Source organism: Shewanella sp. M16, assembly GCF_018224605.1.
Lineage (GTDB): Bacteria > Pseudomonadota > Gammaproteobacteria > Enterobacterales > Shewanellaceae > Shewanella > Shewanella oncorhynchi.
On record NZ_JAGTUL010000047.1, the window covers coordinates 1 to 25,551 of the forward strand.

General features: G+C 46.3%; 23 protein-coding genes and 1 tRNA gene. 19 read left to right on the top strand and 5 right to left on the bottom strand.

Translation table 11 applies throughout. The features are described from left to right. Nucleotides 1-51 precede the first annotated feature (51 nt). Nucleotides 52-127 (top strand) — tRNA-Glu (locus KFE26_RS20765). A gap of 586 nt (nucleotides 128-713) precedes the next feature. On the opposite strand, the gene KFE26_RS20770 is transcribed toward KFE26_RS20765, so the two are convergent. Next, complete coding sequence (locus tag KFE26_RS20770; protein WP_113941006.1) at nucleotides 714-2,543, bottom strand: ABC transporter ATP-binding protein; 1,830 nt, start codon at nucleotides 2,541-2,543, stop codon at nucleotides 714-716. Between the two features lie 435 nt (nucleotides 2,544-2,978). Here KFE26_RS20770 and KFE26_RS20775 point away from each other — a divergent pair, with 435 nt between their 5' ends. The 7 genes from KFE26_RS20775 to KFE26_RS20805 all read left to right on the top strand — a co-directional run bounded on the left by KFE26_RS20775 (nucleotide 2,979) and on the right by KFE26_RS20805 (nucleotide 10,242). After that, complete coding sequence (locus tag KFE26_RS20775) at nucleotides 2,979-4,670, top strand: DNA-3-methyladenine glycosylase 2 family protein (protein ID WP_212601599.1); 1,692 nt, start codon at nucleotides 2,979-2,981, stop codon at nucleotides 4,668-4,670. Nucleotides 4,671-4,773: 103 nt separating this feature from the next. Next, nucleotides 4,774-5,331 (top strand): methylated-DNA--[protein]-cysteine S-methyltransferase, encoded by a 558-nt coding sequence (locus tag KFE26_RS20780; protein WP_212601600.1) that lies wholly within the window; start codon nucleotides 4,774-4,776, stop codon nucleotides 5,329-5,331. A gap of 47 nt (nucleotides 5,332-5,378) precedes the next feature. Then, complete coding sequence (locus KFE26_RS20785) at nucleotides 5,379-6,662, top strand: DEAD/DEAH box helicase (protein ID WP_212601601.1); 1,284 nt, start codon at nucleotides 5,379-5,381, stop codon at nucleotides 6,660-6,662. A 72-nt stretch (nucleotides 6,663-6,734) separates the two neighbouring features. Continuing rightward, a complete protein-coding gene (locus KFE26_RS20790; protein WP_028761083.1) occupies nucleotides 6,735-7,205 on the top strand; it encodes a dual specificity protein phosphatase family protein in 471 nt (156 codons plus the stop codon). A 139-nt stretch (nucleotides 7,206-7,344) separates the two neighbouring features. Then, nucleotides 7,345-8,244, top strand: a complete 900-nt coding sequence (locus KFE26_RS20795) for a chemotaxis protein CheV (RefSeq protein WP_028761082.1) — start codon at nucleotides 7,345-7,347, stop codon at nucleotides 8,242-8,244. Between the two features lie 171 nt (nucleotides 8,245-8,415). Further along, nucleotides 8,416-9,642, top strand: coding sequence for a serine/threonine transporter SstT (gene sstT, locus KFE26_RS20800; RefSeq protein WP_212601602.1), 1,227 nt, complete (start codon nucleotides 8,416-8,418; stop codon nucleotides 9,640-9,642). A gap of 75 nt (nucleotides 9,643-9,717) precedes the next feature. After that, complete coding sequence (locus KFE26_RS20805) at nucleotides 9,718-10,242, top strand: CIA30 family protein (RefSeq protein WP_212601603.1); 525 nt, start codon at nucleotides 9,718-9,720, stop codon at nucleotides 10,240-10,242. A 173-nt stretch (nucleotides 10,243-10,415) separates the two neighbouring features. Here KFE26_RS20805 and KFE26_RS20810 read toward each other — a convergent pair whose 3' ends face one another. Next, nucleotides 10,416-11,795 carry a Gfo/Idh/MocA family oxidoreductase gene (locus tag KFE26_RS20810; RefSeq protein ID WP_212601604.1) on the bottom strand — a complete coding sequence of 460 codons (1,380 nt, stop codon included), beginning with the start codon at nucleotides 11,793-11,795 and terminating at the stop codon, nucleotides 10,416-10,418. A gap of 351 nt (nucleotides 11,796-12,146) precedes the next feature. Here KFE26_RS20810 and KFE26_RS20815 point away from each other — a divergent pair, with 351 nt between their 5' ends. Further along, nucleotides 12,147-12,587, top strand: a complete 441-nt coding sequence (locus KFE26_RS20815) for a hypothetical protein (RefSeq protein WP_131523165.1) — start codon at nucleotides 12,147-12,149, stop codon at nucleotides 12,585-12,587. Nucleotides 12,588-12,685: 98 nt separating this feature from the next. Here the strand turns inward: KFE26_RS20815 and KFE26_RS20820 are convergent, their stop codons facing one another. Further along, on the bottom strand, nucleotides 12,686-13,357 hold the full coding sequence (locus KFE26_RS20820) for an RluA family pseudouridine synthase (RefSeq protein ID WP_028761077.1): 672 nt from the start codon (nucleotides 13,355-13,357) through the stop codon (nucleotides 12,686-12,688). Between the two features lie 75 nt (nucleotides 13,358-13,432). Beyond that, nucleotides 13,433-14,056: an ACP phosphodiesterase gene (locus tag KFE26_RS20825; protein ID WP_212601605.1), complete on the bottom strand. Its 624-nt coding sequence runs from the start codon at nucleotides 14,054-14,056 to the stop codon at nucleotides 13,433-13,435. Nucleotides 14,057-14,263: 207 nt separating this feature from the next. On the opposite strand from KFE26_RS20825, the gene KFE26_RS20830 reads away from it, so the two are divergent. The 10 genes from KFE26_RS20830 (at nucleotide 14,264) to KFE26_RS20875 (ending at nucleotide 22,740) form a co-directional block, all read left to right on the top strand. Next, complete coding sequence (locus KFE26_RS20830) at nucleotides 14,264-14,473, top strand: hypothetical protein (protein WP_131523167.1); 210 nt, start codon at nucleotides 14,264-14,266, stop codon at nucleotides 14,471-14,473. 62 nt (nucleotides 14,474-14,535) lie between these two features. Then, entirely contained in the window at nucleotides 14,536-15,573 is a 1,038-nt protein-coding gene (gene queA, locus KFE26_RS20835; protein WP_198572755.1) for a tRNA preQ1(34) S-adenosylmethionine ribosyltransferase-isomerase QueA, read from the top strand. 161 nt (nucleotides 15,574-15,734) lie between these two features. Then, a complete protein-coding gene (gene tgt / locus KFE26_RS20840; protein ID WP_006082277.1) occupies nucleotides 15,735-16,859 on the top strand; it encodes a tRNA guanosine(34) transglycosylase Tgt in 1,125 nt (374 codons plus the stop codon). 27 nt (nucleotides 16,860-16,886) lie between these two features. Continuing rightward, the gene (gene yajC, locus KFE26_RS20845; protein WP_007649452.1) at nucleotides 16,887-17,219 is read left to right on the top strand and encodes a preprotein translocase subunit YajC; all 333 of its coding nucleotides are present in this window, start codon (nucleotides 16,887-16,889) and stop codon (nucleotides 17,217-17,219) included. A gap of 17 nt (nucleotides 17,220-17,236) precedes the next feature. After that, nucleotides 17,237-19,087: a protein translocase subunit SecD gene (secD, locus tag KFE26_RS20850; protein WP_212601606.1), complete on the top strand. Its 1,851-nt coding sequence runs from the start codon at nucleotides 17,237-17,239 to the stop codon at nucleotides 19,085-19,087. A 12-nt stretch (nucleotides 19,088-19,099) separates the two neighbouring features. Then, complete coding sequence (gene secF, locus KFE26_RS20855) at nucleotides 19,100-20,047, top strand: protein translocase subunit SecF (RefSeq protein WP_198572756.1); 948 nt, start codon at nucleotides 19,100-19,102, stop codon at nucleotides 20,045-20,047. Between the two features lie 234 nt (nucleotides 20,048-20,281). Next, the gene (locus KFE26_RS20860) at nucleotides 20,282-20,599 is read left to right on the top strand and encodes a DUF2007 domain-containing protein (protein WP_028761071.1); all 318 of its coding nucleotides are present in this window, start codon (nucleotides 20,282-20,284) and stop codon (nucleotides 20,597-20,599) included. 128 nt (nucleotides 20,600-20,727) lie between these two features. Then, a complete protein-coding gene (locus KFE26_RS20865; RefSeq protein ID WP_113941668.1) occupies nucleotides 20,728-21,087 on the top strand; it encodes a rhodanese-like domain-containing protein in 360 nt (119 codons plus the stop codon). Between the two features lie 19 nt (nucleotides 21,088-21,106). Next, a complete protein-coding gene (locus KFE26_RS20870; RefSeq protein WP_168824282.1) occupies nucleotides 21,107-22,018 on the top strand; it encodes a bifunctional precorrin-2 dehydrogenase/sirohydrochlorin ferrochelatase in 912 nt (303 codons plus the stop codon). Between the two features lie 176 nt (nucleotides 22,019-22,194). Next, nucleotides 22,195-22,740 carry a YaeQ family protein gene (locus tag KFE26_RS20875; RefSeq protein WP_028761068.1) on the top strand — a complete coding sequence of 182 codons (546 nt, stop codon included), beginning with the start codon at nucleotides 22,195-22,197 and terminating at the stop codon, nucleotides 22,738-22,740. Nucleotides 22,741-22,823: 83 nt separating this feature from the next. On the opposite strand, the gene KFE26_RS20880 is transcribed toward KFE26_RS20875, so the two are convergent. Then, complete coding sequence (locus KFE26_RS20880) at nucleotides 22,824-25,280, bottom strand: S8 family serine peptidase (protein WP_212601607.1); 2,457 nt, start codon at nucleotides 25,278-25,280, stop codon at nucleotides 22,824-22,826. Nucleotides 25,281-25,551 lie beyond the last annotated feature (271 nt).

Genomic DNA, 25,551 nt, shown 5'->3' on the forward strand with positions numbered 1-25,551 from the left:
CTGAAGTGAATGTGTTACAAAGCTCGGTTACGAGTTAAATCATAAGTCCGGGTCCCCTTCGTCTAGAGGCCTAGGACACCGCCCTTTCACGGCGGTAACAGGGGTTCGAATCCCCTAGGGGATACCAATTTTAATCAAGGTTTATCGAAACTTTGATTAAAGACAATAAGCCACCTCAAGGTGGTTTTTTTGTGTCTGAATTTTGAATATTAAATCGAGATCTCCCCGATTCATTTACGAGTCATACGCTCCGAGTTATTTGCCTAATTTACCCACCAATTCAAACCACCTAAATAAATGATGCTTCGAGAGGCTTACTTAGTGTGGTGAAGTCATTCTGTTCAATCGTGTGATAAAGATTATCGAAGCGTTTTCCTGCTTAACCTTGCGCTAACCCATGGCCCAAACTCACCTTTCGGATTGTTCAGTGTGTTGGTACTTTGAATGCTGCTACTTTCAATGCTGATAAGTTGAGCCGTTAAGCGCGGTTTATCTCTTGTTTCCAATCGTTCAACGAGTAAAGTTTGAAGTGAACTGTTCTTACGGTAGCTATTGTAATAGCTGAATAGCGTATCGTTGCGGTGAATATGCGGGCGAGTGTAATGTAAGAGTGAAGCTTTGTGGGAAGAGGGCAGAAGTAGGCGGAAACTTATTTGAGATAAAAAAGGCGACACTCACTGCTGAGTGTCGCCTTTCGTCATCTTACCTTTGGCTTAGTCTACACCTAAGAATCCACCGGTTTGGTGGGCCCATAATTGAGCATAAATACCGCCTGCGGCGATGAGTTCATGGTGCGTGCCTTGCTCAACGACTCGGCCTTGATCTAATACAATTAACCTGTCCATCGCGGCAATAGTAGAAAGTCGATGGGCAATCGCGATCACTGTCTTGCCTTGCATTAATTCATACAAACTTTCTTGGATTGCAGCTTCGACTTCGGAATCTAGCGCAGATGTGGCTTCATCAAGCAGTAAAATGGGCGCATTTTTCAATAAAACCCGCGCGATGGCGATACGCTGTCTTTGGCCACCAGAGAGTTTTACGCCGCGTTCACCCACTTGGGCATCTAAGCCATGATTACCGTTAGGATCACTGAGTTCCTGAATAAAGTCATAGGCTTGAGCTTGTTTAATCGCGCGATCAAGTTGCTCTTCACTGGCACTGGGATTGCCGTAAAGAATATTCTCGCGAATGGTGCGGTGCAAGAGGGAGGTATCTTGGGTCACCATGCCAATTTGCGAACGCAGTGAATCTTGCATAACCATCTTGATGTCTTGGTCGTCAATATTAATCTGACCTTTTTCAACATCGTAGAATCGCATTAGTAGATTCACTAGGGTCGATTTACCTGCGCCAGAACGCCCCACTAAGCCAACTTTTTCACCTGCTTTAATATTCAAATTCAGATCTTCAATCACGCCAGTCTGCTCACCGTAATGGAAACACACTTGGTTGAAATCAATCTTGCCATGATTGACGACCAGCGCCTTGGCGTTTGGCTCATCTTGGATGATCGTTGTTTTCGATAAGGTGTTCATTCCATCGGTAACCGTGCCGATATTTTCGAATAACGAACTGATTTCCCACATTATCCACTGTGACATGCCGTTTAAGCGCAGTGCTAAACTGACCGCAATGGCGATGGCGCCGACCGTGATTGCGCTATCGGTCCATAGGGCTATCGATACTGCTGCAATACTAAAGGCCAACAGATAGTTGATGATTTGCACGCTTACGCTGATGCCCGTCACTAAGCGCATTTGGCGATAAACCGTGTCTAAAAATATCCGCATACTGGATTTGGCGTATTCGGCTTCTTTCTGTGTGTGGGCGAATAGCTTCACTGTGGTGATGTTGGTATAGCTGTCGACGATACGGCCTGTCATGGTTGAGCGCGCATCGGCTTGCTCGGTAGAGACACTTTTTAGTCTAGGCACAAAGTACCATTGCAGACCAACATACAGTGCAAGCCAGACGAGCATAGGTATGACTAAGCGCAGATCAGCGCTGGCGATCATCACTAGCATAGAGGTGAAATACACTAAAATGTATACCAACACATCGAGCAATTTCATCACAGTTTCGCGCACGGCTAAGGATGTTTGCATCACTTTCGTGGCGATTCTGCCAGCAAAATCATCTTGATAAAACGATACACTTTGTTTTAGCAAATAACGGTGTGCAAGCCAGCGGATCGACATAGGATAATTGCCGAGCAAGGTTTGATGCATGATAAGCGCATGCAGTAATACCAATATTGGCATCACAATTATCACCATACCTCCCATCAGCATTAAGGTCGTGCCTTCGTCTTGGAATAACGTTTCGGGATTTTTTTTCACAAGCCAATCAACTAATTGGCCCATGAATCCGAACAGTGACACTTCAAGCATGGCCAGCATGGCTGTCAGCACTGACATTAAGATCAGCGGCAGTTCGTAGCCCTTAGTGTAGTGGCGACAAAAAGCATAAACCCCTGTGGGTGGTTTAGTGGGTTCATCATCGGGTAGGGCTTCAACCCAGGATTCAAATCGTTTAAACATGAATTAACTCTATGGTGAGATAAAAAATAGTCGGCTCTAGCATATACCCAAACAACCTGAAGATGCAGGATTCAGCGGGAATTTAACGCACTTTAGGCAAGGCGGTTATTTGCAGACCTAGTGGACTAAGTTAAAAATAACCAACACGGCATAAAGTGCGTTAAAACCCGCCGGGACGGAGCGTCTAGGGCACTCCACTTCCGTGTCGCACCAATTCAAAAGGTGGCCGACATTCTGTCATTGATGCGCCTTGAATTGAAGCACCCTAGACGCTCTGAAACTCGTATCTTCAGGTAGCTTGGGTATATAAGATTTCATGCCCTAAAAGCATTGAAATGATTGAGTTCCGTTTTCCGCTAGTGCTACATGCTAGTTTTACGTAAAGTAATGAACAAGAAATTAATTGTGAGCGAATATTGTCGGGCGTGATGAAAAATGAGTGCAGATAGAGTGTCTGAGAGTGCGATTAAGCGTGATGAAATAGATTCGGTGCATTCGCTGGAGTCCTATTCGGGGCAACTTTCTGCGTCCATTTGCCGTGAGGCGAGGATGAGCCGCGATCCGCGGTTTGATGGTAAGTTTTTTGTGGGCGTATTAACGACCGGCATTTATTGCCGAACTGTGTGTCCTGCTGTAGCACCAAAAGAGCAAAATGTGCGTTATTTTGATTCGGCCATTAAAGCCGCGCAGGCGGGATTACGCCCATGTTTACGTTGTCGGCCCGACAGTGCGCCGGGATCGAATCCTTGGAAGGGGACTGGCACAACGTTAGCGAGGGCCATTAGCTTAATCGAAGCGGGCGCCTTAGCGGGAAAATCATCGGGAGAGCCAGCCTCGACAGTAACACAATTGGCTGACCGATTAGGGATCAGCAGTCGTTATCTCAATAAGCTCTTTACCGAAGGTTTTGGCACTTCGCCAAAACAATATGCCTTATATCGGCAGTTACTATTTGCTAAACAATTATTGCACCAAACCCAATTATCTATCACTCAAGTCGCGATGGCGGCGGGTTTCAACAGTATTCGCCGTTTCAATGAGGCGTTTAAGCAAACCTTGCAATTGACGCCGACCCAGTTAAGAAAGAGTACATTAACCAAAGCCGCAAAGGAGTCCATGATTGAGCCATCAACAGGATTAGATGAGATTGATACTATGGGTGAATTTGTGCCGCACTATGGATTAACCTTGTATCAGTATTATCGCCCGCCATTGGATTGGGCATCGCTGCTGGCGTTTTATCGATTACGTGCGGTAACAGGGATGGAATGGTTCACGCCGCAGATGAGTCATCCACAAGCGAGCGATGTCGTTGGCGATGAGGCGTCCGTGGTAGATGAGGCCAAAGCTGGCGATAATGGGCTCGAATATGGTCGTTGTTTTGCCCTAGGTAAGATGCGCGGCACAGTGCACATTATCCATGAGCCTAAGCTAAATCGCTTCAAACTCGTGATAATGTTGACCGAAGACTCTCCTGTCGATGAGCTGCAATTGCTGGTCACTGAAGTGCGACGCATTTTAGATCTCGATGCGGATATGCTGCTGATTGAACAAGGCTTAAGTGCGCTACCAAGTTTAGGATTAACACCGTTTTCGGGATTACGCATTCCCGGTGCAGGCTCCTTATTTGAGGCGGCCTGCCGTGCGATTCTAGGCCAGCAAGTGACGGTAGTGCAGGCGACTAAGCTACTTAATCAATTGGTTGAAGCCTATGGCGAGCGCTTTAGTCTCAATGGTTGCGAGTATCGTTTATTTCCTACACCCGAGGCCATTCGTGAGGCGAGTCTAACAGAGCTAAAAATGCCCGGCGCTCGTAAATTAGCCCTCAATGCGCTCGCGGCGTTTATCTGCGATCATCCTGAGGCGAGTGTCGATGATTGGCTCAGCGTTAAGGGCATAGGTCCTTGGACAATCGCGTATGCTAAGCTCCGCGGTTTGGGCGATCCCAATGTGTTTTTGGATACCGATTTGATTGTTAAAAAGCATTTGCTGGCCTTGTATGGCAAGACCCATAGGCTGGATGAAGCCGCTGTGGGTGCAGTCAACTACCCGAAGCTGTGTCAGCAGCTGAGTCAAGAAATCGCGCCTTGGGGCAGTTATTTAACTTTTCAGCTTTGGCATCAATAACCATCAAGCCGCCTCACATTTAACTGCTAGTTTAAAAAGATGATTTAGCGTTAAGTTAAGAGCCAATTTAGAACCAAATTTAGAGCAAACAAAGAGACAGATTATGAAACATGCGATTCGTCAATTGAGCCAAGCGCCGAGTATTGCTGCGTATCAGCCTTGTGCCGTAGATACTTTTATGAGTCCTGCCGGAATATTGCAGTTAAATGCCAATGCCTATGGGCTGAGTCATTTAACGGTTGTCGGCTCGGATCGCACTGAGATTGCGCTTGCTAAGGTGAGTGAGGATGCCCTCAATCAAGCTAAGGCGCATATTCGTGAAACTCAGGCGCAGCTTGCGGATTACTTTGCGGGTGAGCGCGTTGAATTTGATTTAAAGCTCGCGCCCAAGGGCACTGAATTTCAGCGTGAAGTTTGGCAAGCTTTGCTCAATGTCGATTATGGTCAGAGCTGCAGCTATGGGCAGATTGCCGAGCAAATTGGTCGGCCTAAGGCGGTGCGCGCCGTGGGCGCTGCCAATGGTGCCAATCCCATTGCGATTATCGTGCCTTGCCATAGAGTGATAGGCAAAAATGGCAAGTTAACGGGTTACGCCTATGGGCTTGCGATGAAACAGCAGTTATTAACGCTGGAAACTGCCAAGCATTGCCTCGATATTTAAGCTAGAATAGCCGCCTATTAAGATATTGGTGAGCAGTTAAACTTTCTATGACTCAGGCTTCTTCCTCTGCGGCAAGCTTTGCCCAACTCGGCATTATTGCACCCTTGCTAAATCGATTAACCGAATTAGCGTATGTTTCGCCTACATCAGTACAGGCGGCGACGATTCCCGCTGTGCTTGCGGGGCGCGATGTGTTAGCCGGTGCTAATACGGGCTCGGGTAAAACGGCAGCCTTTGCCGTGCCGCTGTTGCAACAACTTGTTGACGCAAAAACAGAGGATAAGACAGGCGCTTATGTTCGTTGTTTGGTCTTAGTCCCAACCCGTGAATTAGCACAACAAGTCGCTGACAGCTTTTTATCCTATGCCTCACATCTTAATGGCAAGCTAAAAATTGTCGCTGCGTTTGGCGGTGTGTCGGTGAATGCGCAAATGCAGAGTCTACGCTCTGGCGCCGACGTACTCGTAGCAACGCCGGGTCGTTTGTTAGATCTGTTGTCCAGTAATGCCATCAAACTCAATCGTGTCAGCGCCTTAGTGCTAGATGAAGCTGACCGCATGTTAAGCCTTGGTTTTACTGAAGAATTAGCTCAAGTGCTCGACGCTTTGCCCGTCAAGAAACAAACCTTATTATTCTCTGCGACATTCCCTGAAGAAGTCCGTGAGTTAACGGCAAAACTGCTTAATAATCCACTTGAATATCAATTGCAAAGTGAGCAAGAAAGCACGATTCATCAACGGGTGATTACAGTTAATCGTCCGATGAAAACCGCATTATTGGCGCATCTGATTAAAGAACATCAGTGGTCACAGGCGTTGATCTTCGTGAGTGCCAAAAATACCTGTAATCACTTAGCGCAAAAGCTGTCTAAACGTGGGATCACTGCCGAAGTATTCCATGGCGATAAAGCCCAAGGTGCGCGTATGCGGGTGCTCGATGGCTTTAAAAATGGCGAGATCAGTGTGTTAATTGCGACCGATATTGCCGCCCGTGGTATCGATATCGATAAACTGCCTGTGGTGATCAACTTTGATTTACCAAGGAGCCCTGCAGATTATATGCATCGTATTGGCCGTAGTGGCCGCGCCGGTGAAGCAGGCTTAGCCGTGACCTTGATTTCCCATGAGGATTATCACCACTTTGGCGTGATAGAGAAAAAGAACAAACTTAAGTTAGTGCGTGAGCAAATTGTCGGTTTTGAAGCCGATGATGAAATGCCAGCCGAACTGTTAGAACAAGCTAAACCTGTCGCCAAGCCTGAAGGTATGGGTAAAAAAAAACGTAAACAGTTACCGCCTGCCAATGCTGAATTTTGGGGTAAAAAATCTTAAGTCGTTGGAAACAAGCTATTCTTAGCTTATCTCTGGCGTTCCTTGTCATCTCACTTGTCGTAGGTAAGGTTTATGCAACACTTATTCTGGTTAGTTGAAGGTAAAGTCGCAGGGCGCAGTGGCCCTAATAAAGATCCTTGGGATTTACAAGCGCTCAAAGAGGCCGGTATTGGTGCCATTCTGTCGGTCAATGGGGGCGAGGGCTGCGAGCCGAGTGCGTTTAAGCAGCTTGATTTACGTTACGAATGTATTCCCTTTTCGCGCAATGTGCCGCCCCAAGATGGGGATGTGGCGATTTGTGTCGCTCAGTTGCCCAAGGCACTCGCTTTTATTCAGCAATGTGAAGCCGATGAGCTGCCTGTAGTGATCCATTGTCGCTCTGGCAAGGATCGCACCAGTCTTATCATGGCCTATTACTTGATGGTCAATGGTGCTGCGCCATTACATGCGGTGAGCCAAGTTCGTAATATTCGCGATATCGCTTTTACTGCCGAAGGTTGGGATCAATTTGCCTTTGATGTCTTGTATGCATTACAAGACTAAGCACTTGTCGGCGATTGGCGTCGAACCTATTAATAAATAGGTAATAATAGTTTCATTCGTTTGACCTTAGTCATCAAAATTTTACTGTGTTAAGGTTAAGCTATCCGAAGGTTGTTTTTAGTGAGTTATTTATCTAATTATGAAAAGTAAGGCAAGTCAGTCACAGGGATTACTACTGTTTCGGTTATCACAGACTCAAGTGTTTGCCTTAGGCACGTTGAAAGTGCGTGAGCTGGTGCCGTACACACAGCTAAGCAAAATTCCCCAATCTCATCCGACGATTCTTGGCGCTTCAACGATTCGTGGCCATACGATTCCTATCATAGATATGGCGGCTGCGATTGGTTATCGGCCGATAGCCCCTGAAGAGCGCGAAAAATGCTACATCATCATCACTGACTGTCAGCGGATGATCATTGGCTTTTTAGTGCGTGGTATCGATAAGATTATTGAATGTAATTGGCGTGATATTGAGGCGCCTTCTGCAAATTTGGGCAAGAATGCTTACTTGACTGGCGTGACTCGTTTTGAGGACCAGTTAGTACAATTGCTCGATGTTGAGTTATTGCTGTCGAAAATTTTCCCGAATAACCCACAGGCAAATCGGGCAATCTTGACCGATGTGCAGCGTGAGAAACTCAAACCCATGAATATCCTGTTAGTGGATGATTCTAAGGTGGCACGTAAGCAGTTATCCGATGCCCTTGATATGATCAACATCCCTTATCGAGTGACCGCCGACGGTAAAGAAGCCTTAGTCATGATGGAACAAGCGGCACTAGAGCATCATCCCATAGATATTCTGGTGAGTGATATCGAGATGCCAGGACTAGATGGTTACGAACTGGCATTTGAGGTGCGTGATAATCCACTGACTGCCAAGGCCTACATCATTTTACACACGTCTTTATCCAGCGAAATAAGCGTGAGTCAGGCCCACCAAGTGGGGGCAAATGAAGCGCTGACTAAGTTCGATGCCCACGAGTTGATTGATGCCATGTTGCGTGGTGCCGATTTAGCCATGAAGCAGCGCCAATAAGGCGCTTGTTAGTTTTTTGTATGCTTTTTGCGGGACAAGGGTAATTTAGTTAGCTTATTTCCCCGCAAAACTAGACAAGTCTAGTCACATCCTATAAAAACCTTATTGGCCTCATTTCCGAAGGTGCGCGTTGGGGATCTCAACCGAAATATAATAACGACAGGTTAAACCATGAAACAAGAATCATCATTATTAGCTAAGTTGGCTAATGGCAGTCTCGTATTACAAATCTTATTAGGGATTATCGCTGGTGTGGTGTTAGCGAGTTTTTCACCCGATAGCGCAAAAGATATCGCCTTCTTAGGCAGTTTATTCGTTGGAGCATTAAAAGCGATTGCTCCAATACTGGTATTTATCTTAGTAGCATCGTCGATTGCCAATCAAAAGAAAAATACGCAAACCAATATGCGCCCAATTGTGATCCTGTATTTATTGGGTACCTTTGCCGCGGCGTTAACTGCTGTGATTTTAAGCTCTATTTTCCCCACGACTTTAGTTTTGGTTGCTGGTGTGGAAGGTACAACTCCTCCACAAGGTATTGGTGAAGTGATCAATACCTTATTATTTAAATTGGTTGATAATCCAGTGAATGCGTTAATGACGGGCAACTATATTGGTATTCTTGCTTGGGGTGTGGGTTTAGGTTTAGCCTTACATCATGCTAGCGATTCGACTAAGCAAGTATTTGCCGACATGAGCCACGGCATTTCGCAAATGGTGCATTTCATTATTCGTTTAGCACCTATTGGTATCTTTGGTTTAGTTGCTGCGACGTTTGCTGAAACCGGTTTTGCCGCAATTGCGGGTTATGCGCAGTTATTGGCAGTGTTATTAGGTGCGATGGCCATTATTGCCTTAATCGTTAATCCTTTAATTGTTTACGTGAAGATTAAACGCAATCCCTATCCGTTGGTATTTCGTTGTTTGCGTGAAAGTGGCGTGACGGCATTTTTTACCCGCTCGAGTGCGGCGAATATTCCGGTGAATATGGCGCTGTGTGAAAAATTAAATCTGCATGAAGACACTTACTCAGTCTCTATTCCCTTAGGTGCCACCATCAATATGGGCGGCGCGGCGATCACTATTACGGTATTGACCTTAGCTGCGGCGCATACCTTAGGCATTCAAGTCGATTTACTCACCGCATTGTTATTGAGCGTTGTAGCCGCTATTTCGGCTTGCGGCGCCTCGGGTGTAGCGGGTGGTTCATTACTGTTGATCCCACTGGCTTGTAGCTTGTTTGGTATTTCTAATGATGTCGCCATGCAAGTGGTCGCTGTCGGCTTCATTATTGGTGTGGTTCAAGATGCTGCCGAAACCGCATTGAACAGCTCTACTGACGTTATCTTTACCGCTGCTGCTTGTGAAGCCGCTGAGAATAAAGCTAAACTGAGTTAACGAGTGCTGTTATTCGTATTGAAAAGTATTATGGAAGCAGTCACTTAGGTGGCTGCTTTTTTTATGGGAGTCGTTATGATCTTTTTTGATTTTAAAGTGCTAGATGCCGCAAAGCCCTGGTATGGGATAAATGACACTGTGATGGGCGGTTTGTCCCGCAGTAAGATGACGGTGTCACCTTTAGGCTATGGTGAGTTTAGTGGCCATGTGTCGCTGGCAAATGGCGGCGGGTTTGCTTCAGTGCGTTGTGAGTTTAGCCCTATAGATGTCAGTGGATTTACTGGGATCTATGTCGAACTCGATGGCGACCGACCTAAAGATTATAAAGTGAATTTTAAGGATGTCGACACACCCCAAAGCACGGTTTATCAAGCGCCTATGCCCGCGCCAAGCCATCAAACGTTTGGCGTGAGTGGCGCTAGAGTCTTGAATTGGCAGCGGATAGAAATTCCCTTCAGTGACTTCTTGCCCCAATGTCGGGGTAAACCGATTTCCCGAGTGGCAATAGATTTAAGCCAAGTCTGTAGTCTAGGGCTAGTGATTGGTGCCCAGCAGAGTGGTGATTTTTCTTTGAAAATCAAAGAAATTGGCTACTATTAGCGTTTATAGTTGGTTTCTTATCATGAGTTTATTGCCCCTAATTGCTTGTCCCTTATTGCTATTGATGGTGCGGGCATCTCTAGGCTTCATTTAAGAAAAGAAAAAGGATAAGGCCGAGGCACTTATCCTTATGGTGAACCCATCAAAATGATGAGTTTGGCAAAAGCCGCTGCTTAAGCGCCGACAATCCCTAATGGCTTGGCGGTTTGCCACGCGCCGCGGGTAAAATCAGGGAAGGTGACTGAGTTACTGCGGTCATTGACTGAATGTTCACTTAAGATATTCACCACCGACCAAGACGCGCCATCGTACACATCCTGATCTAAGGCCTCGCCATTGCGCAGGCAATAAATCATGCGCCATAACATCACAAAATCCATGCCGCCGTGGCCGCCGTTAATCTCAGCTTCTTTGCCTATACGTTGCCATAGAGGGTGATCATATTTGTCATACCACTTTTGCATGTCCATATCCCACTCGTGGTAACTTTGACCAAAGCCACCATTTTCGACGGCGATACGATTCGGGAAACCCGCAAACACGCCATTTGTCCCTTGGATCAAATTGTGGCGACTGTAAGGTCTTGGGCTCGTCGTGTCATGCTGCACCATGATGGTCCGGCCCTTAACGGTCTTAATCAGACTGGTATTGATATCCCCATTGATGTACTTGAGCTGATTACGCTCATGATCGGCGGGGAATTCACGTTTAGCATAGAGCGCACGTCCAAGAGCGGGCGAACTCATCGAGGTTAGATAATCAAATCTATCACCGCGGTTGATGTTCATATACTGGGAAACTGGCCCTAAACCGTGGGTCGGGTACAAGTTACCGTTGCGCTTGGTATGCCAATAAGTCCGCCATGAGCCCGTCTTATGGTCTATTTCCTTCATCTGCCAACGTAGCTCGTGGATATAAGCGGCTTCACCGTGGAGCAACTCACCAAACACGCCTTGGCGCACCATGTTGAGAACCATAAGTTCTTCACGGCCGTAGTTGACGTTTTCCATCATCATGCAGTTTTTCTGAGTGCGTTCAGCGGTATCCACAATTTGCCAGCATTCCTCTACTGTGAGTGCTAACGGTACTTCGACAAAGGCATGTTTACCGCTTTCCATCGTCTCTATCGCCATAGGTGCGTGCCATTCCCATGGAGTAGAAATGATCACAATATCAATATCATCGCGGCTTAAGAGATCGCGATAGCTCTGGTCATTACCAGTATAGACAGTCGGTTTTGGCCGATTCTGTTTAACGATATGATCCACGGCTCTGTCCAGCACCGCTGGGTGAGTATCACAAATAGCTTTAAGTTCAACGCCTTCTAAATGACAGAATTGCTCGACATGGCTAAAGCCACGCTCGCCAACACCGATAAAGCCAACTCGAACCACGTCCATCTTGGGTGCTATGAGTCCGATAACGGATTTACCCGTTTGTGGTTTAGGGGCGACACTACTGGCGTAGGCGTTGAGGGCAATATTGGCTGTGACGAGTCCGGCGGTAGCGGCACCCGCTGCTTTAAGAAAGTGACGACGATGAATGTTATGCATAGTGCTTCCTGCTTTATTTTTGTTTTGTAGGGATATTGAAATATCACTTGGTCTTATTTGTGCGGTAATTCACTTATGGGTTATATCAGAAACCCTATTAAAATTGGCAATAAAAGATGTAACAAACTCATTCATCTAGGAAGATAAGTCTTTTAGCTGCCTTTACTTTAGCGATAAGTAAATAGTGATAAAGATCGCGTTTTTATTTTTAGATTGAGCTACACTGCCGATTAATTAGTCAAAGGTATTTATCTTTTATATTTTAAATATTTAGCAAATTTAAATTAACCAAAAAGTTACATTTGACGGGCGATTTGAAGTAATTTGCTGCTGTGGGGAGTAAAGAGTTAAATGGGTTCTATGCTTAATGTACTACCACAACTGACATTCACTTTAGGTGATTGGGTATTGCATAAGGATATCAGGATGTCTGGGATTGAAAAACGCCGTCGCCTTCATTGGCGGGAGACAGATATGCAAAATCGTGAAATTATAGGTCGTTGGTTAGATGGGCGTCCTTTATTGGGTGACAAAATTACCCTCTATAAAGAAGACGATAAATATTTTTTAGAAACTTGGTTTAGTGATGGCTGCCATAGTTTAGATGAAGTTTATATGACGCAAACTCCTGAGGGCCATAAGCTGGAAGATGTTGGCGGCAATTTCTTTGGTGAATTCTTTATCGTGACATCGTCGCAGCAATTACAATTTTGTAATGAGCAGGGCTGTTATTTCCAAGCAGAAAAATTAGCGGCTGATGTCGATTTTGGTCAAGGTATACGCGTCGCTTAAACGACGACAGTCGAATCCGTAAATAACTAAGGTCGCACGATAGCTAAGAGCTAAGTCGCGACCTTTTGCTTTTATGGAATTGTAGCGAGTGGCTTAAGTTATTCAGTAAATGGATGTTTGCTGCTAAAAAACAGCGGTTTACCCGAATAGGGATGGGTCAAACTCAAGCTTTGTGCATGTAAACATAAACGCGGTTTGGCCTTGATAACCTCGGCATCACCATAAAACTCATCACCCAAAATCGCATGGCCTAGGGCAAGCATATGCACACGCAATTGATGGGTGCGGCCTGTTTCTGGCGAAAGCTCGACTAAGGTGCTGTTTTCTCGGCGCTCTAATACACGGTAGTGAGTGAGGGCGCTTTTGCCGCCAGTCTCTCCCGCCTGTAGCGTTTTTTGATAGGGCGGATGTTCAGTGTCTGGCACTATCGCGAGGTCAATAATCCCCTGATCTTGCAGCACATGTCCCATCACTTCGGCAATATAGACTTTCTTACTCTGTCTATCTTGAAACTGTGTTTTTAAATGCGACTCCGCTTTTTTATTACGGGCGAACACCATAATGCCCGAGGTCGCGCAGTCGAGCCTATGCACTAAAATTGTTTCTGGATAAAGGGCTTGTAAGCGGGTTAACGCGCAATCGAAGGTGTGAGCCGCTCGACCCGGATTAGACAATAATCCCGAAGGTTTATTGATGATAATCAGATCTCTATCTTTATAGCGTATGTCTAGCCAAGGAACTGCTGGGGGCTGGTAATCAAATATCTGCATCTTGTCCTCATTTTTGCGCGGCCATACTAGCAAAATTTACGCAGGCACACAGCATAATCTCATGCTTGCTTATTCTTAGAGGGGGGAGGGCAAATATTCTGTAGGTGTCTTACGGCTCCAAATACGGGTATAAGCCATCAGCTGCGGATAAAAAGTGCGGAACGCGGTTTCGATTTCTATCTGCATTTTATTGACAACTTTATGGGCATCTTTAAACAGTGCGGCTTGCGGATGCTGTTTGGCCACCTGTGTTAAGGCTTGTTGTAATCCTTTTTCGGTGGTGTAGCTGCCTAGCCAATCGGCGCTGCGCATTGTGGGCAAGAGTGTAAATAATGCCTCTGGATGGTATGGATCAACGCCTTGCGTGGCGAAAGCATCTAACGCGTCATAGGCCTTGCTGCTGAATTCATCCAAGGGTTGGTGGTGATATTCTTCCCAATAGTAAGCTAAATAGTGATCGAAACTCACCGCCATGAGTTCTGCTGCTATGCTTCTTAAGGGCGCAGGGAAAGCTTCCATTAATTCAATCGTCAATTCATGGCTGGCGCAGAGGGTATTAATCTCTTGGTTTAGCCATAAAGCTTGGCGTAACTCCATTGGGGCTTGCGCAATTGGCGCTTGAATATAGTTACCTGCTACGTTGGCAGCAAGGTGGGTTTTACTGATGTCGGCGAGATGTAAGTGTGTAAGAAAGTTCATTATTTGTGCTTGGTTAACCACGTCGGTTCACGGTATCATGCACAAGCGCGCTTAGGAAAGCGCCGAAGCTAAAAATGCAGTATTTTTTCACTTTTTATTGATAATGATATTTGATTCGCCGTGAATAATTATGGCTGACTTAAACGTTGACATAGTAATCGATACGGGAAAGTGAAATAAAATCAATAACCTTTTTTAGGATCATGGATGATGTGGAACTGGTTCACCAAAATGCTTGGTAAAGACGAGCAGCAGAAGCGCAAAAAAGTGCTAATAGAAATCCCCTTTGAACAACACCGTTTCAGCATGGATGACTTTAGTCGCTCGCGGCTAAAATTCGATGCCGATGGCAATCTGCCCCAAGATGGCATTAATCCAGTGGAACCCGAGCAAGAAGTGGACACTGGCAATAAGTAATCTTGATCTTATTGGCCTCTAACCATAGACTAGCCGCCGTTCTAAGCTATCTAGAGGCCAATATGCGCGTTGCAGACTTTTCTTTCGATCTCCCCGATGAGCTGATCGCTCGTTATCCTATGGCGCAGCGTAATGCATCTCGTCTGTTAACCTTAGACGGCAACTCTGGCGCGTTAGGCGATAAGCAGTTTACCGATCTGCTGGGGATGATTAATCCTGGCGATTTAATGGTGTTCAACAATACCCGAGTGATCCCCGCGCGCATGTTTGGTCAAAAGGCCAGTGGCGGTAAGTTAGAAATTTTAGTCGAGCGTATGCTTGATGATAAGCGTATCCTCGCTCATGTTCGTAGCTCTAAATCCCCTAAAGTGGATTCGTTAATCCATCTCGACGGTGGCTATCAAATGAAGATGGTCGCCCGTCACGATACCTTGTTTGAACTTGAGTTGTTATCAGAGTTAACCATCTTAGAAGTGCTTGAAGCAGTAGGGCACATGCCTTTGCCTCCTTATATCGATAGACCCGATGAAGATGCCGACAAAGAGCGCTATCAAACCGTGTATAACCAAAATCCTGGTGCAGTTGCCGCGCCAACGGCGGGTTTGCATTTTGACGATGCCATGCTCGATGCATTAAAAGCCAAGGGCGTGAATGTCGCGTTTGTGACCTTGCATGTGGGCGCGGGAACATTTCAGCCAGTGCGTGTCGATACCATTCTTGAACACAAGATGCATTCCGAGTGGGCGAATGTGCCGCAGGATGTGGTTGATTTAATCGCGCAAACCAAAGCGGCGGGTAAACGTGTAGTGGCCGTAGGGACGACGTCAGTGCGCTCCTTAGAAAGTGCGGCGCGCGCAAGCCTTGGCGAACTCAAAGCTTTTAGCGGCGATACCGATATCTTTATTTACCCAGGTTATGAATTCCAAGTGGTCGATGCTATGGTGACAAATTTTCATCTACCTGAATCAACTTTGATCATGTTAGTGAGTGCTTTTGCCGGTTTTGATCATGTTATGGCGGCGTATCAACATGCTATCACGCAAAAATATCGCTTCTTTAGCTATGGCGATGCGATGTTTGTGACGAAAAAAGCCCACTAGACCAAGATTTTGTTTTAAAATAGCCGCCCAAAGTGAGATTGTGCGGCAATTTTTTTCGTTAAAAGATTGAACCTTTTAACGCTGTCCCCATCTCTATTGTTAATCAAAATGGCATTAGCCATTAAAAATGTAGTCAGACTGTTTATCTGGCGAGGTGAATTATGAAATTTGAATTAGACACTACCGACGGGCGTGCGCGCCGTGGTCGGTTAATTTTTGATCGTGGCACAGTAGAAACCCCCGCTTTTATGCCGGTAGGAACCTACGGCACAGTGAAAGGCATGACACCGGAAGAAGTCCGTGCCACTGGCGCGGATATTTTGCTCGGTAACACTTTCCATTTATGGTTGCGCCCAGGCGAAGAGATCATGCGTAAGCACGGTGACTTGCATGACTTTATGAACTGGCAGCGTCCTATTTTAACGGACTCGGGCGGTTTCCAAGTGTTTAGTCTTGGCGATATCCGTAAGATCACCGAAGAAGGTGTGCATTTCCGTTCGCCCATTAATGGTGAAAAAATCTTCTTAGATCCTGAAAAATCAATGCAAATTCAAGATGCATTGGGCAGTGATGTGGTGATGATTTTTGACGAATGTACCCCGTATCCTGCCACTGAAGATGAAGCGCGCAAGTCAATGCAGATGTCTTTGCGTTGGGCAAGACGTTCGCGTGATGAATTTGACCGTTTAGAGAACCCTAACTCACTCTTCGGTATTATTCAGGGCGGTGTGTATGAAGATTTACGCGACGAAAGCTTAAAAGGCTTAGTCGATATTGGTTTCGACGGTTATGCCGTCGGTGGTTTGGCCGTAGGTGAACCTAAAGCAGATATGCATCGCATTCTTGAGCATATTTGCCCGCAAATTCCTGCAGACAAACCTCGCTATCTGATGGGGGTCGGTAAACCAGAAGATTTAGTTGAAGGTGTACGTCGTGGTGTTGACATGTTTGACTGTGTGATGCCAACCCGTAATGCCCGCAACGGTCATCTGTTTACGAGTGAAGGTGTGATCAAAATACGCAATGCGCGTCATAGAGATGACACGTCACCACTTGATACTAAGTGTGATTGTTATACCTGTAAAAATTATTCACGGGCGTATCTTTACCACTTAGATCGTTGTAATGAGATTCTGGGTGCGCGTTTAAACACCATTCACAACTTGAGATACTATCAAATGTTAATGGAAGGTTTGCGCGGTGCGATTGAGACGGGTACATTAGACGCCTTTGTGGCGGACTTCTATACCAGTCAAGGTCGCGAAGTACCAGAGTTAGTCGATTGATTTTTTGCTAATAAGAAGAGAAAAACTATGTTTATTTCAAATGCATATGCAAGCGCTGCCGGCGCACCACAAGGTGGCGGCACGATGGAACTGATTTTCATGCTGGCGATTTTCGGCCTGATTTTCTATTTCATGATTTTCCGTCCGCAATCAAAACGCGTTAAAGAGCACAAAAATCTGATGTCTTCATTAGGCAAAGGCGATGAAGTGTTAACCAGTGGTGGGATTTTAGGCAAGATTGCAAAAATCAGCGACGAAAGCGATTACGTGTTACTGAGCTTGAACGACACAACACAAATCACGATCAAAAAAGACTATATTGCAGCTGTATTGCCTAAGGGCTCTATCCAGTCGTTGTAAGCCAAGAGGGCTCAGGCGTGTTAAATAAATACCCAATGTGGAAAAACATTATGGTGATGCTCGTCATCGCCATAGGTTGTTTCTATGCCGTACCTAACCTTTTTGGTGAAGATCATGCGGTGCAAGTGGTGGCGACTCGAGGTGCTGAAGTAACAGCATCTACCCAAGCCAGTGTGAACGAGCTGTTAGCCAGTAAGAGCATTGCGGTAAAGCGCTCTGAGCTTGAAAAAGGTCAGTTGTTGGTCCGTTTGCAAAATGCGGATCAACAGCTACTGGCGAAAGAACTGATTGCTGACAGCTTAGGTGACAAGTTTACTGTGGCACTTAACTTAGCGCCTGCGACGCCTAAGTGGCTCGAGTCCATGGGCGGCAGCCCAATGAAGCTTGGTCTTGACCTTCGCGGTGGTGTGCATTTCCTCATGGAAGTGGACATGGGCGAAGCGATTCGTAAGATGGAAGAAGCTAAAGTCGCTGATTTCCGTTCACAATTACGTGAAGAAACCATTCGTTATGCTGGTATTCGTGTTAATGCCACTGGAATTGAAATCAAGTTCCGTGATGCTGAAAACTTAGCGACTGCCGAGCGTTTTCTTAAGACTCGCAATCAAGATATGGTGTTCACCGACGCTAGCCGTGGCGAAGATTTCGCGCTGCAAGCAGTGATGAGTGAAGCTTATCTAAAGCAGATTAAAGAAGAAGCACTGCAACAAAACATTACTACCATTCGTAACCGTGTTAACGAGTTAGGTGTGGCTGAGCCTGTAGTACAACGTCAAGGCGCCGAGCGCATTATCGTTGAGCTGCCAGGTGTGCAAGATACGGCTCGCGCTAAGGAAATCTTAGGTGCAACCGCATCAATTGAATTCCACATGGTGGATGACAAAGCCGATCCGAATGCCGCGCAATCAGGTCGTGTACCTGCGGGTTCTGAAGTGTATCAGCGCCGCGAAGGTGGCACTGTGATATTGAAGAAAGAAGTGATGTTGACGGGTGATCATATCACTGGCGCGCAACCTAGCTTTGACCAGTACAGTCGTCCTCAGGTCAGTATCAACCTCGACGCTAAAGGCGGTACCATTTTCTCTGACGTGACTAAAGACAACATAGGCAAGCCTATGGCGACTTTGTTCATCGAATATAAAGACAGTGGTGATCGCAATGCCGATGGCAGCGTTAAGATGCAGAAAATCCAAGAAGTGATTTCTGTCGCGACCATTCAAGCCCGTTTAGGCCGTAACTTTGTGATCACTGGCTTAAGTCATGGTGAAGCACAAAACCTTGCGCTATTACTGCGTGCGGGTGCCTTGATTGCTCCTGTATCAATTGTTGAAGAACGTACCATTGGTCCAAGCTTAGGTGCTGAAAACATTCAAAGCGGTGTGCAAGCTATGGTATGGGGTATGGCAGTTGTCTTACTCTTTATGTTGGTTTACTACCGTAGCTTTGGGCTTATTGCTAACCTGGCTTTAACCGCAAACTTAGTCATGGTTGTGGGCGTTATGTCTATGATCCCTGGCGCTGTGTTAACCCTACCCGGTATTGCCGGTATGGTGTTGACGGTCGGTATGGCGGTTGACGGCAACGTGCTGATTTATGAGCGTATTCGTGAAGAGCTTCGTGCCGGACGTAGTGTACAGCAGGCTATCCATGAAGGTTATGGTAATGCTTTCTCAACTATCGCCGATGCGAACATCACCACCTTCATCACTGCGCTCATTTTGTTTGCCGTAGGTACTGGTGCGATTAAAGGCTTCGCTGTGACCTTAATGATAGGTATTGCGACTTCTATGTTTACCGCCATCGTGGGTACTCGCTCAATCGTTAACGCGATTTGGGGTGGTAAGCGCGTGAAGACTCTGTCTATCTAAGGGGAAGTGACAATGATTGAAGTTTTATCCTTAAAACATACAGTAAACTTCCTCCGCCATGCACTGCCTATTAGCATTATGTCGGCAGTGTTAGTGCTGGGCTCGCTGGTATCACTCGCAACTAATGGCGTTAACTGGGGTCTTGATTTCACTGGCGGTACTGTTGTTGAAATGGAGTTTACTCAGCCGGTTGATTTGAATGCACTGCGTGTGCAACTGACGACGCCAGATTCCGAAGGTGCGATCGTGCAAAACTTCGGTTCTAGCCGTGACGTACTTGTACGTTTACAGGTGAAAGAAGGCGTTAAGAGCGATGTGCAGGTTAAGTCTGTCATGGAAGCCGCGCAGAAAGTTGACCCACAAGTGCAGCAGAAGCGTGTTGAGTTTGTTGGCCCACAAGTGGGTAAAGAACTGGCAGAGCAAGGTGCATTGGCGGTATTAGTCGCGCTGATTTGTATCATGATCTATGTGTCGTTTCGTTTCGAATGGCGCTTAGCGTTTGGTTCTGTAGCGGCACTGGCGCACGATGTCATCGTGACATTAGGGGTGTTTTCGTTATTTCAATTGGAATTTGACTTGACCGTATTGGCGGGCTTGTTGACTGTGGTGGGTTACTCACTTAACGATACTATTGTGGTATTTGACCGTATCCGTGAGAACTTCCTTAAGCTGCGTAAGAGCGATCCTGAAGAAATAGTTAACATTTCAATCACTCAAACTATGAGCCGTACCATTATTACAACGGGCACGACTTTGGTGACTGTTGTGGCCTTGTTCCTTAAGGGCGGCACTATGATCCATGGCTTTGCGACTGCATTGCTGTTGGGGATTTTTGTGGGTACTTATTCCTCTATCTATGTGGCGAGCTTCTTGGCCGTTAAACTGGGTATCAATCGTGAACACATGATGCCAGTTGAGATTGAGAAAGAAGGCGCAGACCAACCTCCTATGATGCCTTAAAGGTTAATTTGGAGTTAAAAAGCCACCGACGAGGTGGCTTTTTTTTGCATCGATTTTGAGGCGTATCTGACATTCTGCTAGCAAACTCACAAAGTTATAGTCAGTTATGCTGTAAAAAGTGAATGTTAATTTATTTAACAACTGATGTAAAAATCAGCGCTCGACAGCCTCGGCTATTTAGCAGTAGGATGTCGGCAACCCATATTCTAGAGAGTTGTAGCCGTAGGATGTCGCATGGAAGAACGTAAAGTGTTAGTTGCTGGTGGTAATTTATTGCAGGCCCATACATGGAAAGGTTTATTGGAAGCCTGTGGCATTCATGTTGAACTCAGAGGTGAAGCGTTATTAGGCGGCATTGGTGAACTCCCTACTGGGATGCAAAACGTCGAGTTATGGGTAGGTGAGTCCCAATACGCGTCGGCACAAGTTCAATTGAATGCGTTGGATGTTGAAAGTCCGCAATGGCAGTGTGTGCAATGCCATGAGACTAATGAAGGCAGTTTTGAGCTTTGCTGGCAATGTAGCTCAGAGCGCAGCGAGAGCCACAACTAGTCTTTCACTGGCAACTTTCTCAGCTTTGCGGTGAGGCTGAAAGATTGCGTCTGCAGGATGAGAAGATTACACTTTGCTGATAAGCTGACATTCATCATGCCATTCAATATCTTATCTAGGAGTTAGTGATGCAACATCCCAATGCATTTTCCGCCCTTGTTGACGCTATTCTGCCTAATATCACCGAAGTGACAATCGAAGCTTATCAGGCCGATGACCGCTGGCACCTTGTTGATGTGCGTGAGGATCGTGAGTGGCTGCAAGATCATTTACCCCGAGCGAAACATTTAAGCCGGGGTATTTTAGAGCGTGATATCGAAGCGCGTTTCCCCGATAAAAATACACCTATATTACTCTACTGCGCGGGTGGTGCGCGCTCCGCCTTGGCTGCCCATAATCTGCAACTTATGGGTTACACCCACGTTGCCTCTATGATTGGTGGCTATAAGGGCTGGGTACAGCGTCAACTGCCAGTCGTGCAGGACTAAGCGTTCAGGATCTCATCTAATGCAATATTTTCCCTTGTTTGTCGATACGGTTAATTTGAATGTTCTACTGGTGGGCGCGGGCGATGTGGCGAGCCGTAAGTTAGCACTGCTGACACGTACTGAAGCTAATATCCACGTGGTAGCGCCAGAGGTGAACCCTGAGGTGCAACGTTATGCAGATGCTGGCCGCATTTTGTTATCCCAGCGTGAAGTCGTCCATGCCGACATTCAAAATTATGATTTGGTGTATTTAGCTACGGCAAACGACAGTCTTAATGCCGAGTTAGCGACCTTAGCTACTGCGCGTGGTATCTGGGTTAATGCTGTTGATAATCCCGCCTTTTGCCGCTTTATCACTCCTTCTATTGTGGATAGAGGTCGTTTAGTGGTCGCGATCAGCACTGCGGGAGCAGCACCAGTATTTGCACGCACGATTCGCTCGCGTTTAGAATCTAGCCTACCGCAGTCACTCAAACCGTTATTCGATTTTGTCGCTGATAGACGCGTCGAAGTACAAGATAAACTCGATTCAACCTCGAAACGCCGCTTATTTTGGGAGCGTTTTTTCGATACCAATGGCGACCGTTTCGATAGTCGTACCACCGAGCATTACCATAATGCGTTTAATAACTTAGTCAGCCGCGGTGAAATCCTTTTGTTGGATGATGCAACATCTGTGGACTTACTGCCGCTCGCCGCCATGCCATTATTACAGCGCCTCGATTGGATATACAGCCAAGGGGATTTGAGCGTCGAACTCGCTGAACTTGTTCGCCGCGACGCAGATCGTGGTTTTTTACCCGCTTTCAGTGAATTGAGTCAACAGTATGAGTTGGGTACGCGCATGCTACTGGTAGCGGATACGCAAAAAATCAGCTTGTTGAAAGCCCATTTCCCCATGGCTAAACATCTGCGACCCGGAGCGATTTAATTTCTTACCGATTCAGCCTTGGGTTCGATTTAACCTTCTGTTCGATTGCACGTTTTGTTCGATTTCATGGGCGTACCCTATTGTTCGTTTGAGCTAATGCCGAGTCTCAGGTAGACTCGGCAGCCTTATTTTAGGATTTTGCTGTTTCAGGATTTCACTCTGCATTTAGGATGACTATGGCCCTCAAGGCGACCGTGTTTAAAGTCAATTTACAGATAGCCGATATGGATCGGAATTATTACCAAGACCATCAATTGACGCTTGCACAGCATCCTTCCGAAACCGATGGCCGCATGATGGTGCGTTTACTCGCGTTTATTGTGAATGCCAGCGAAACCTTAAGTTTTAGTAAAGGTCTGTGCGTCGATGACGAGCCAGAGCTATGGGACAAAACCCTATCCGGTGAAATTGAGTTGTGGGTTGAGTTTGGTCAGGCCGATGAAAAATGGCTGCGAAAGGCCAGCGGCCGTGCCAAAGTCGTGCAGCTCTTTACCTATGGTGGCCGCAGTGTACCGATTTGGTGGAAACAGAATCAGCAGGCGTTAGAGCGTTATCAGAATTTAAAAGTGTGGAATATTGCCGAAGAGTCCGTCACGGCGATGGAAGCCTTTGTTGGGCGTAATATGGCATTGCAAGTTTCGATTAGTGAAGGCCAAATTTGGTTATCGGATAATGAAACCAGCGTGTTGATTGAGCCTGAAATTCTCAAAGATATTGAATAACATGTTTTGTAAAAAAAGAGCCTGCAATTGCAGGCTCTTTCCGTTTATCACTTTTAAGTATCAGTAAGAGTATCAATTTTGATTTATTTGAAGCTCAGTTCCCAGCTATCGATATAACCAGCATCACCACGGCCACTGTCTACGGCTTTTAACTTCCATACGCCGTTCGAATTCGCACCTGTCATATCTGCGGTATAGCTCTTGTTGATATTGTCTGCACCAAGACCTGTGTTGTTATGCAGGGTGACCGTTTTTCCTGAAGGGCTGATCAGCTGCACTTTTAAGTCACCAATGTAAGGGTGGACTATGTTCACGACTGCAGTCACAGTACCTGAATCACCTGTGCGAGTAACCGTGATTGGGCTGGTGATCCCCGCCGCTTTGTTATCAGGAATATTATAGTTATCAGTATTGGTATAGCTCGTTGGCGTACCGCCGCCATTAGACGCTGTGTAGTTCGCCGTTAACGACACACCAGTGAAAGCCGAATCGCCTTTTACCATGGCATAGTAAGTGCCTGATTGTACGTTGGTGATTGGACAAGACTCACTATTGCCACTTTTATACGGACGGCAATCGTAATTAGTGGTGGTTGGCGCTGCGCCATATTGCACATACAAGTCCGCATCACCTGTGCCACCGTTCATCACAAAGCCTAGGTTAGTTGCACCTGCTGGAACTTCAAATGAAAAATGTAATTCTTCACCTGTTGCGCCTGCTAAACCTGTTTTCGCCACACCGTTCACCAGAACACTATCGCCCGGTTCGGTTGGATCGACAGGACCCGTTGGACCAGTACAAGATGCGTCTAGGAAGGCTTTTGCTGCAACTGCATTAACTAAACCATAGCCATAGTAGTTGTCACGACCCGTAGTACCAAGATCTTCGGCCGTCATTTTCAATGCGTTACGGACTTGCGCCGCACTACACTCTGGGTGGTAGCTCCACACTAAGGTCGCAACACCTGACACATGCGGTGTCGCCATTGATGTACCGTTGTAGTACTCGTAATCTTTATTGCCTTGGTTGCTGACAGTGACTGTGGCGCCCAGTTGATTGCGCAATGCTAAGCCTGTTGCACGATCAACAGATACAGAAACCATATTGATTTCGTTGTTAGCATCGACAAGGAAGGGGTTTTGTAAGCCGGGTAATGCCGCGTTACTGTAAACAATCGTCGCACTGGCACCCGCATTCTTACAGGCTTTAGCTGCGTTAATTTCAGGGTAGCTAGTGCCTTGATTACCAACACGTTCCACTAAACAAATCTTATTGGTCATGTTGCCGCAGTTGAAGCTTGTGCCGCTAACGGTACATTCTGCCAAAGTTGCAGTGCTGGTACCGTTAAATGGTGCGGGGACATAGCTGCCACCAGAGGATATCAGGCGATTGTGTGGCACGACACCTGAGTCAAAGTAAGACTGACTGCCGATAGTGATATCGGCTAAACGGCCTTCGCCACGGGTAACAGTCGATAGAACGGCTTCACCAGGGCCTGATATTTCCACTTGGTTAGTGTATTGGGAGAATGCTGAGTGGTCTTTATGGTTATCCACAGAGGCGACAGACATGACGCCATCGTAGGATGCTGGGTAGCTGTGAGTGCTATTCCCATCGTTACCCGCAGCAGCAATCAGGAGAACACCATTATTATAGTGGGCAGCCAGAGCGTTACGCTCAGTGGTGCTAGAACCTGAACCACCTAAACTCATAGTGACAACATTGGCGCCGTTGGTGACACAAGTGTCTACGGCAGCGACTAAGGATGAAGAGTAGCCCCAGCCAGATTCATTAAACACTTTGATCACATGAATATTGGCATTTTGATTTGGCATAACGCCGATCACGCCATCATTGTTGGCAATCGCCGCAATCGTCCCCGCAACGTGGGTACCGTGGGCGTTATTATTGCCCGGCTCAAACCAGTTACCTGTGCCTGAGTTATTGGTCCCTGTGACATTGTTGCCACCTAAGTCGCTGTGACTACGGTCGTAGCCTGAGTCGATAATACAAATAGTGCGGTTGCCAGCTTGGCTGTCGCTTAGCTGGGTTGCTCCTACAAAAGTTTGGCCCCAAGGCGTACTTTCACTTAGAAAGCGGCGTGGCATATCTTCTTCGACATATTCCACATCAGCACGGGTTTTTAAGGCATTGATCCCTTTGGCATCGAGTTTCACCGAGTAGCTGTTACTGCGGCCGATACGCTTCATTTCCTTCGCTTGTACTTTATTTAATGCGGTATGTTGGGCACTGATTTCAGCCATTTGTGGCTGATAATTCATTGTGGTTGGTAGCGTATCTGTTGTCGCGTCATTGAGTGACTGCAGATCACTCGTTGATTGCACACTATTGGCTGACATGATGGCCGCGGCATCAGTGTTTTTAAACTTCACAATGTAACGCTTTGGCAGTGGGGAGGTTTGTGCTTGTAATGCTGCGGCAAAACCTGAGGCTTGTGGTGCTGCTTGTACACCGGCTGAGATCGCAATAGCTAAGCTTGAAAGGCTTAACGCTATTTTAGTGGTTCTGTTGATTGTCATGTTCTTCTTCCATGGTCAATTTAGTGTTAATCATTATTATTTTATGTTTCATAAGAATAACTACGACTCAGATGCTACTCGGTTAGTGAATTTATCTGCGACCAAAGCATTTGTAAATCAATTGTTAACGGTATGGCGGTTGGTAATTATTTAGATTTAATAGGCATTTATAGTGCATATAAATTCAATTTGTAACGAGTTGTAACCAAATTTTATTAAAATATTTGTTTTTTTATATGATAAACGTGAATAAGTGAATACGAATTTACGA

What these genes read in the sequence shown, in the direction of transcription:
- KFE26_RS20830 (WP_131523167.1), top strand. Translation starts at nt 14,264, where the DNA reads ATGATGTGGAACTGGTTCACCAAAATGCTTGGTAAAGACGAGCAGCAG.
- KFE26_RS20815 (WP_131523165.1), top strand. Translation starts at nt 12,147, where the DNA reads ATGGGTTCTATGCTTAATGTACTACCACAACTGACATTCACTTTAGGT.
- KFE26_RS20790 (WP_028761083.1), top strand. Translation starts at nt 6,735, where the DNA reads ATGCAACACTTATTCTGGTTAGTTGAAGGTAAAGTCGCAGGGCGCAGT.
- queA (WP_198572755.1), top strand. Translation starts at nt 14,536, where the DNA reads ATGCGCGTTGCAGACTTTTCTTTCGATCTCCCCGATGAGCTGATCGCT.
- KFE26_RS20780 (WP_212601600.1), top strand. Translation starts at nt 4,774, where the DNA reads ATGAAACATGCGATTCGTCAATTGAGCCAAGCGCCGAGTATTGCTGCG.
- sstT (WP_212601602.1), top strand. Translation starts at nt 8,416, where the DNA reads ATGAAACAAGAATCATCATTATTAGCTAAGTTGGCTAATGGCAGTCTC.
- yajC (WP_007649452.1), top strand. Translation starts at nt 16,887, where the DNA reads ATGTTTATTTCAAATGCATATGCAAGCGCTGCCGGCGCACCACAAGGT.
- KFE26_RS20775 (WP_212601599.1), top strand. Translation starts at nt 2,979, where the DNA reads ATGAGTGCAGATAGAGTGTCTGAGAGTGCGATTAAGCGTGATGAAATA.
- KFE26_RS20785 (WP_212601601.1), top strand. Translation starts at nt 5,379, where the DNA reads ATGACTCAGGCTTCTTCCTCTGCGGCAAGCTTTGCCCAACTCGGCATT.
- KFE26_RS20805 (WP_212601603.1), top strand. Translation starts at nt 9,718, where the DNA reads ATGATCTTTTTTGATTTTAAAGTGCTAGATGCCGCAAAGCCCTGGTAT.
- KFE26_RS20860 (WP_028761071.1), top strand. Translation starts at nt 20,282, where the DNA reads ATGGAAGAACGTAAAGTGTTAGTTGCTGGTGGTAATTTATTGCAGGCC.
- tgt (WP_006082277.1), top strand. Translation starts at nt 15,735, where the DNA reads ATGAAATTTGAATTAGACACTACCGACGGGCGTGCGCGCCGTGGTCGG.
- secF (WP_198572756.1), top strand. Translation starts at nt 19,100, where the DNA reads ATGATTGAAGTTTTATCCTTAAAACATACAGTAAACTTCCTCCGCCAT.
- KFE26_RS20810 (WP_212601604.1), bottom strand. Translation starts at nt 11,795, where the DNA reads ATGCATAACATTCATCGTCGTCACTTTCTTAAAGCAGCGGGTGCCGCT.
- KFE26_RS20820 (WP_028761077.1), bottom strand. Translation starts at nt 13,357, where the DNA reads ATGCAGATATTTGATTACCAGCCCCCAGCAGTTCCTTGGCTAGACATA.
- KFE26_RS20875 (WP_028761068.1), top strand. Translation starts at nt 22,195, where the DNA reads ATGGCCCTCAAGGCGACCGTGTTTAAAGTCAATTTACAGATAGCCGAT.
- KFE26_RS20880 (WP_212601607.1), bottom strand. Translation starts at nt 25,280, where the DNA reads ATGACAATCAACAGAACCACTAAAATAGCGTTAAGCCTTTCAAGCTTA.
- KFE26_RS20795 (WP_028761082.1), top strand. Translation starts at nt 7,345, where the DNA reads ATGAAAAGTAAGGCAAGTCAGTCACAGGGATTACTACTGTTTCGGTTA.
- KFE26_RS20870 (WP_168824282.1), top strand. Translation starts at nt 21,107, where the DNA reads ATGCAATATTTTCCCTTGTTTGTCGATACGGTTAATTTGAATGTTCTA.
- KFE26_RS20770 (WP_113941006.1), bottom strand. Translation starts at nt 2,543, where the DNA reads ATGTTTAAACGATTTGAATCCTGGGTTGAAGCCCTACCCGATGATGAA.
- KFE26_RS20865 (WP_113941668.1), top strand. Translation starts at nt 20,728, where the DNA reads ATGCAACATCCCAATGCATTTTCCGCCCTTGTTGACGCTATTCTGCCT.
- KFE26_RS20825 (WP_212601605.1), bottom strand. Translation starts at nt 14,056, where the DNA reads ATGAACTTTCTTACACACTTACATCTCGCCGACATCAGTAAAACCCAC.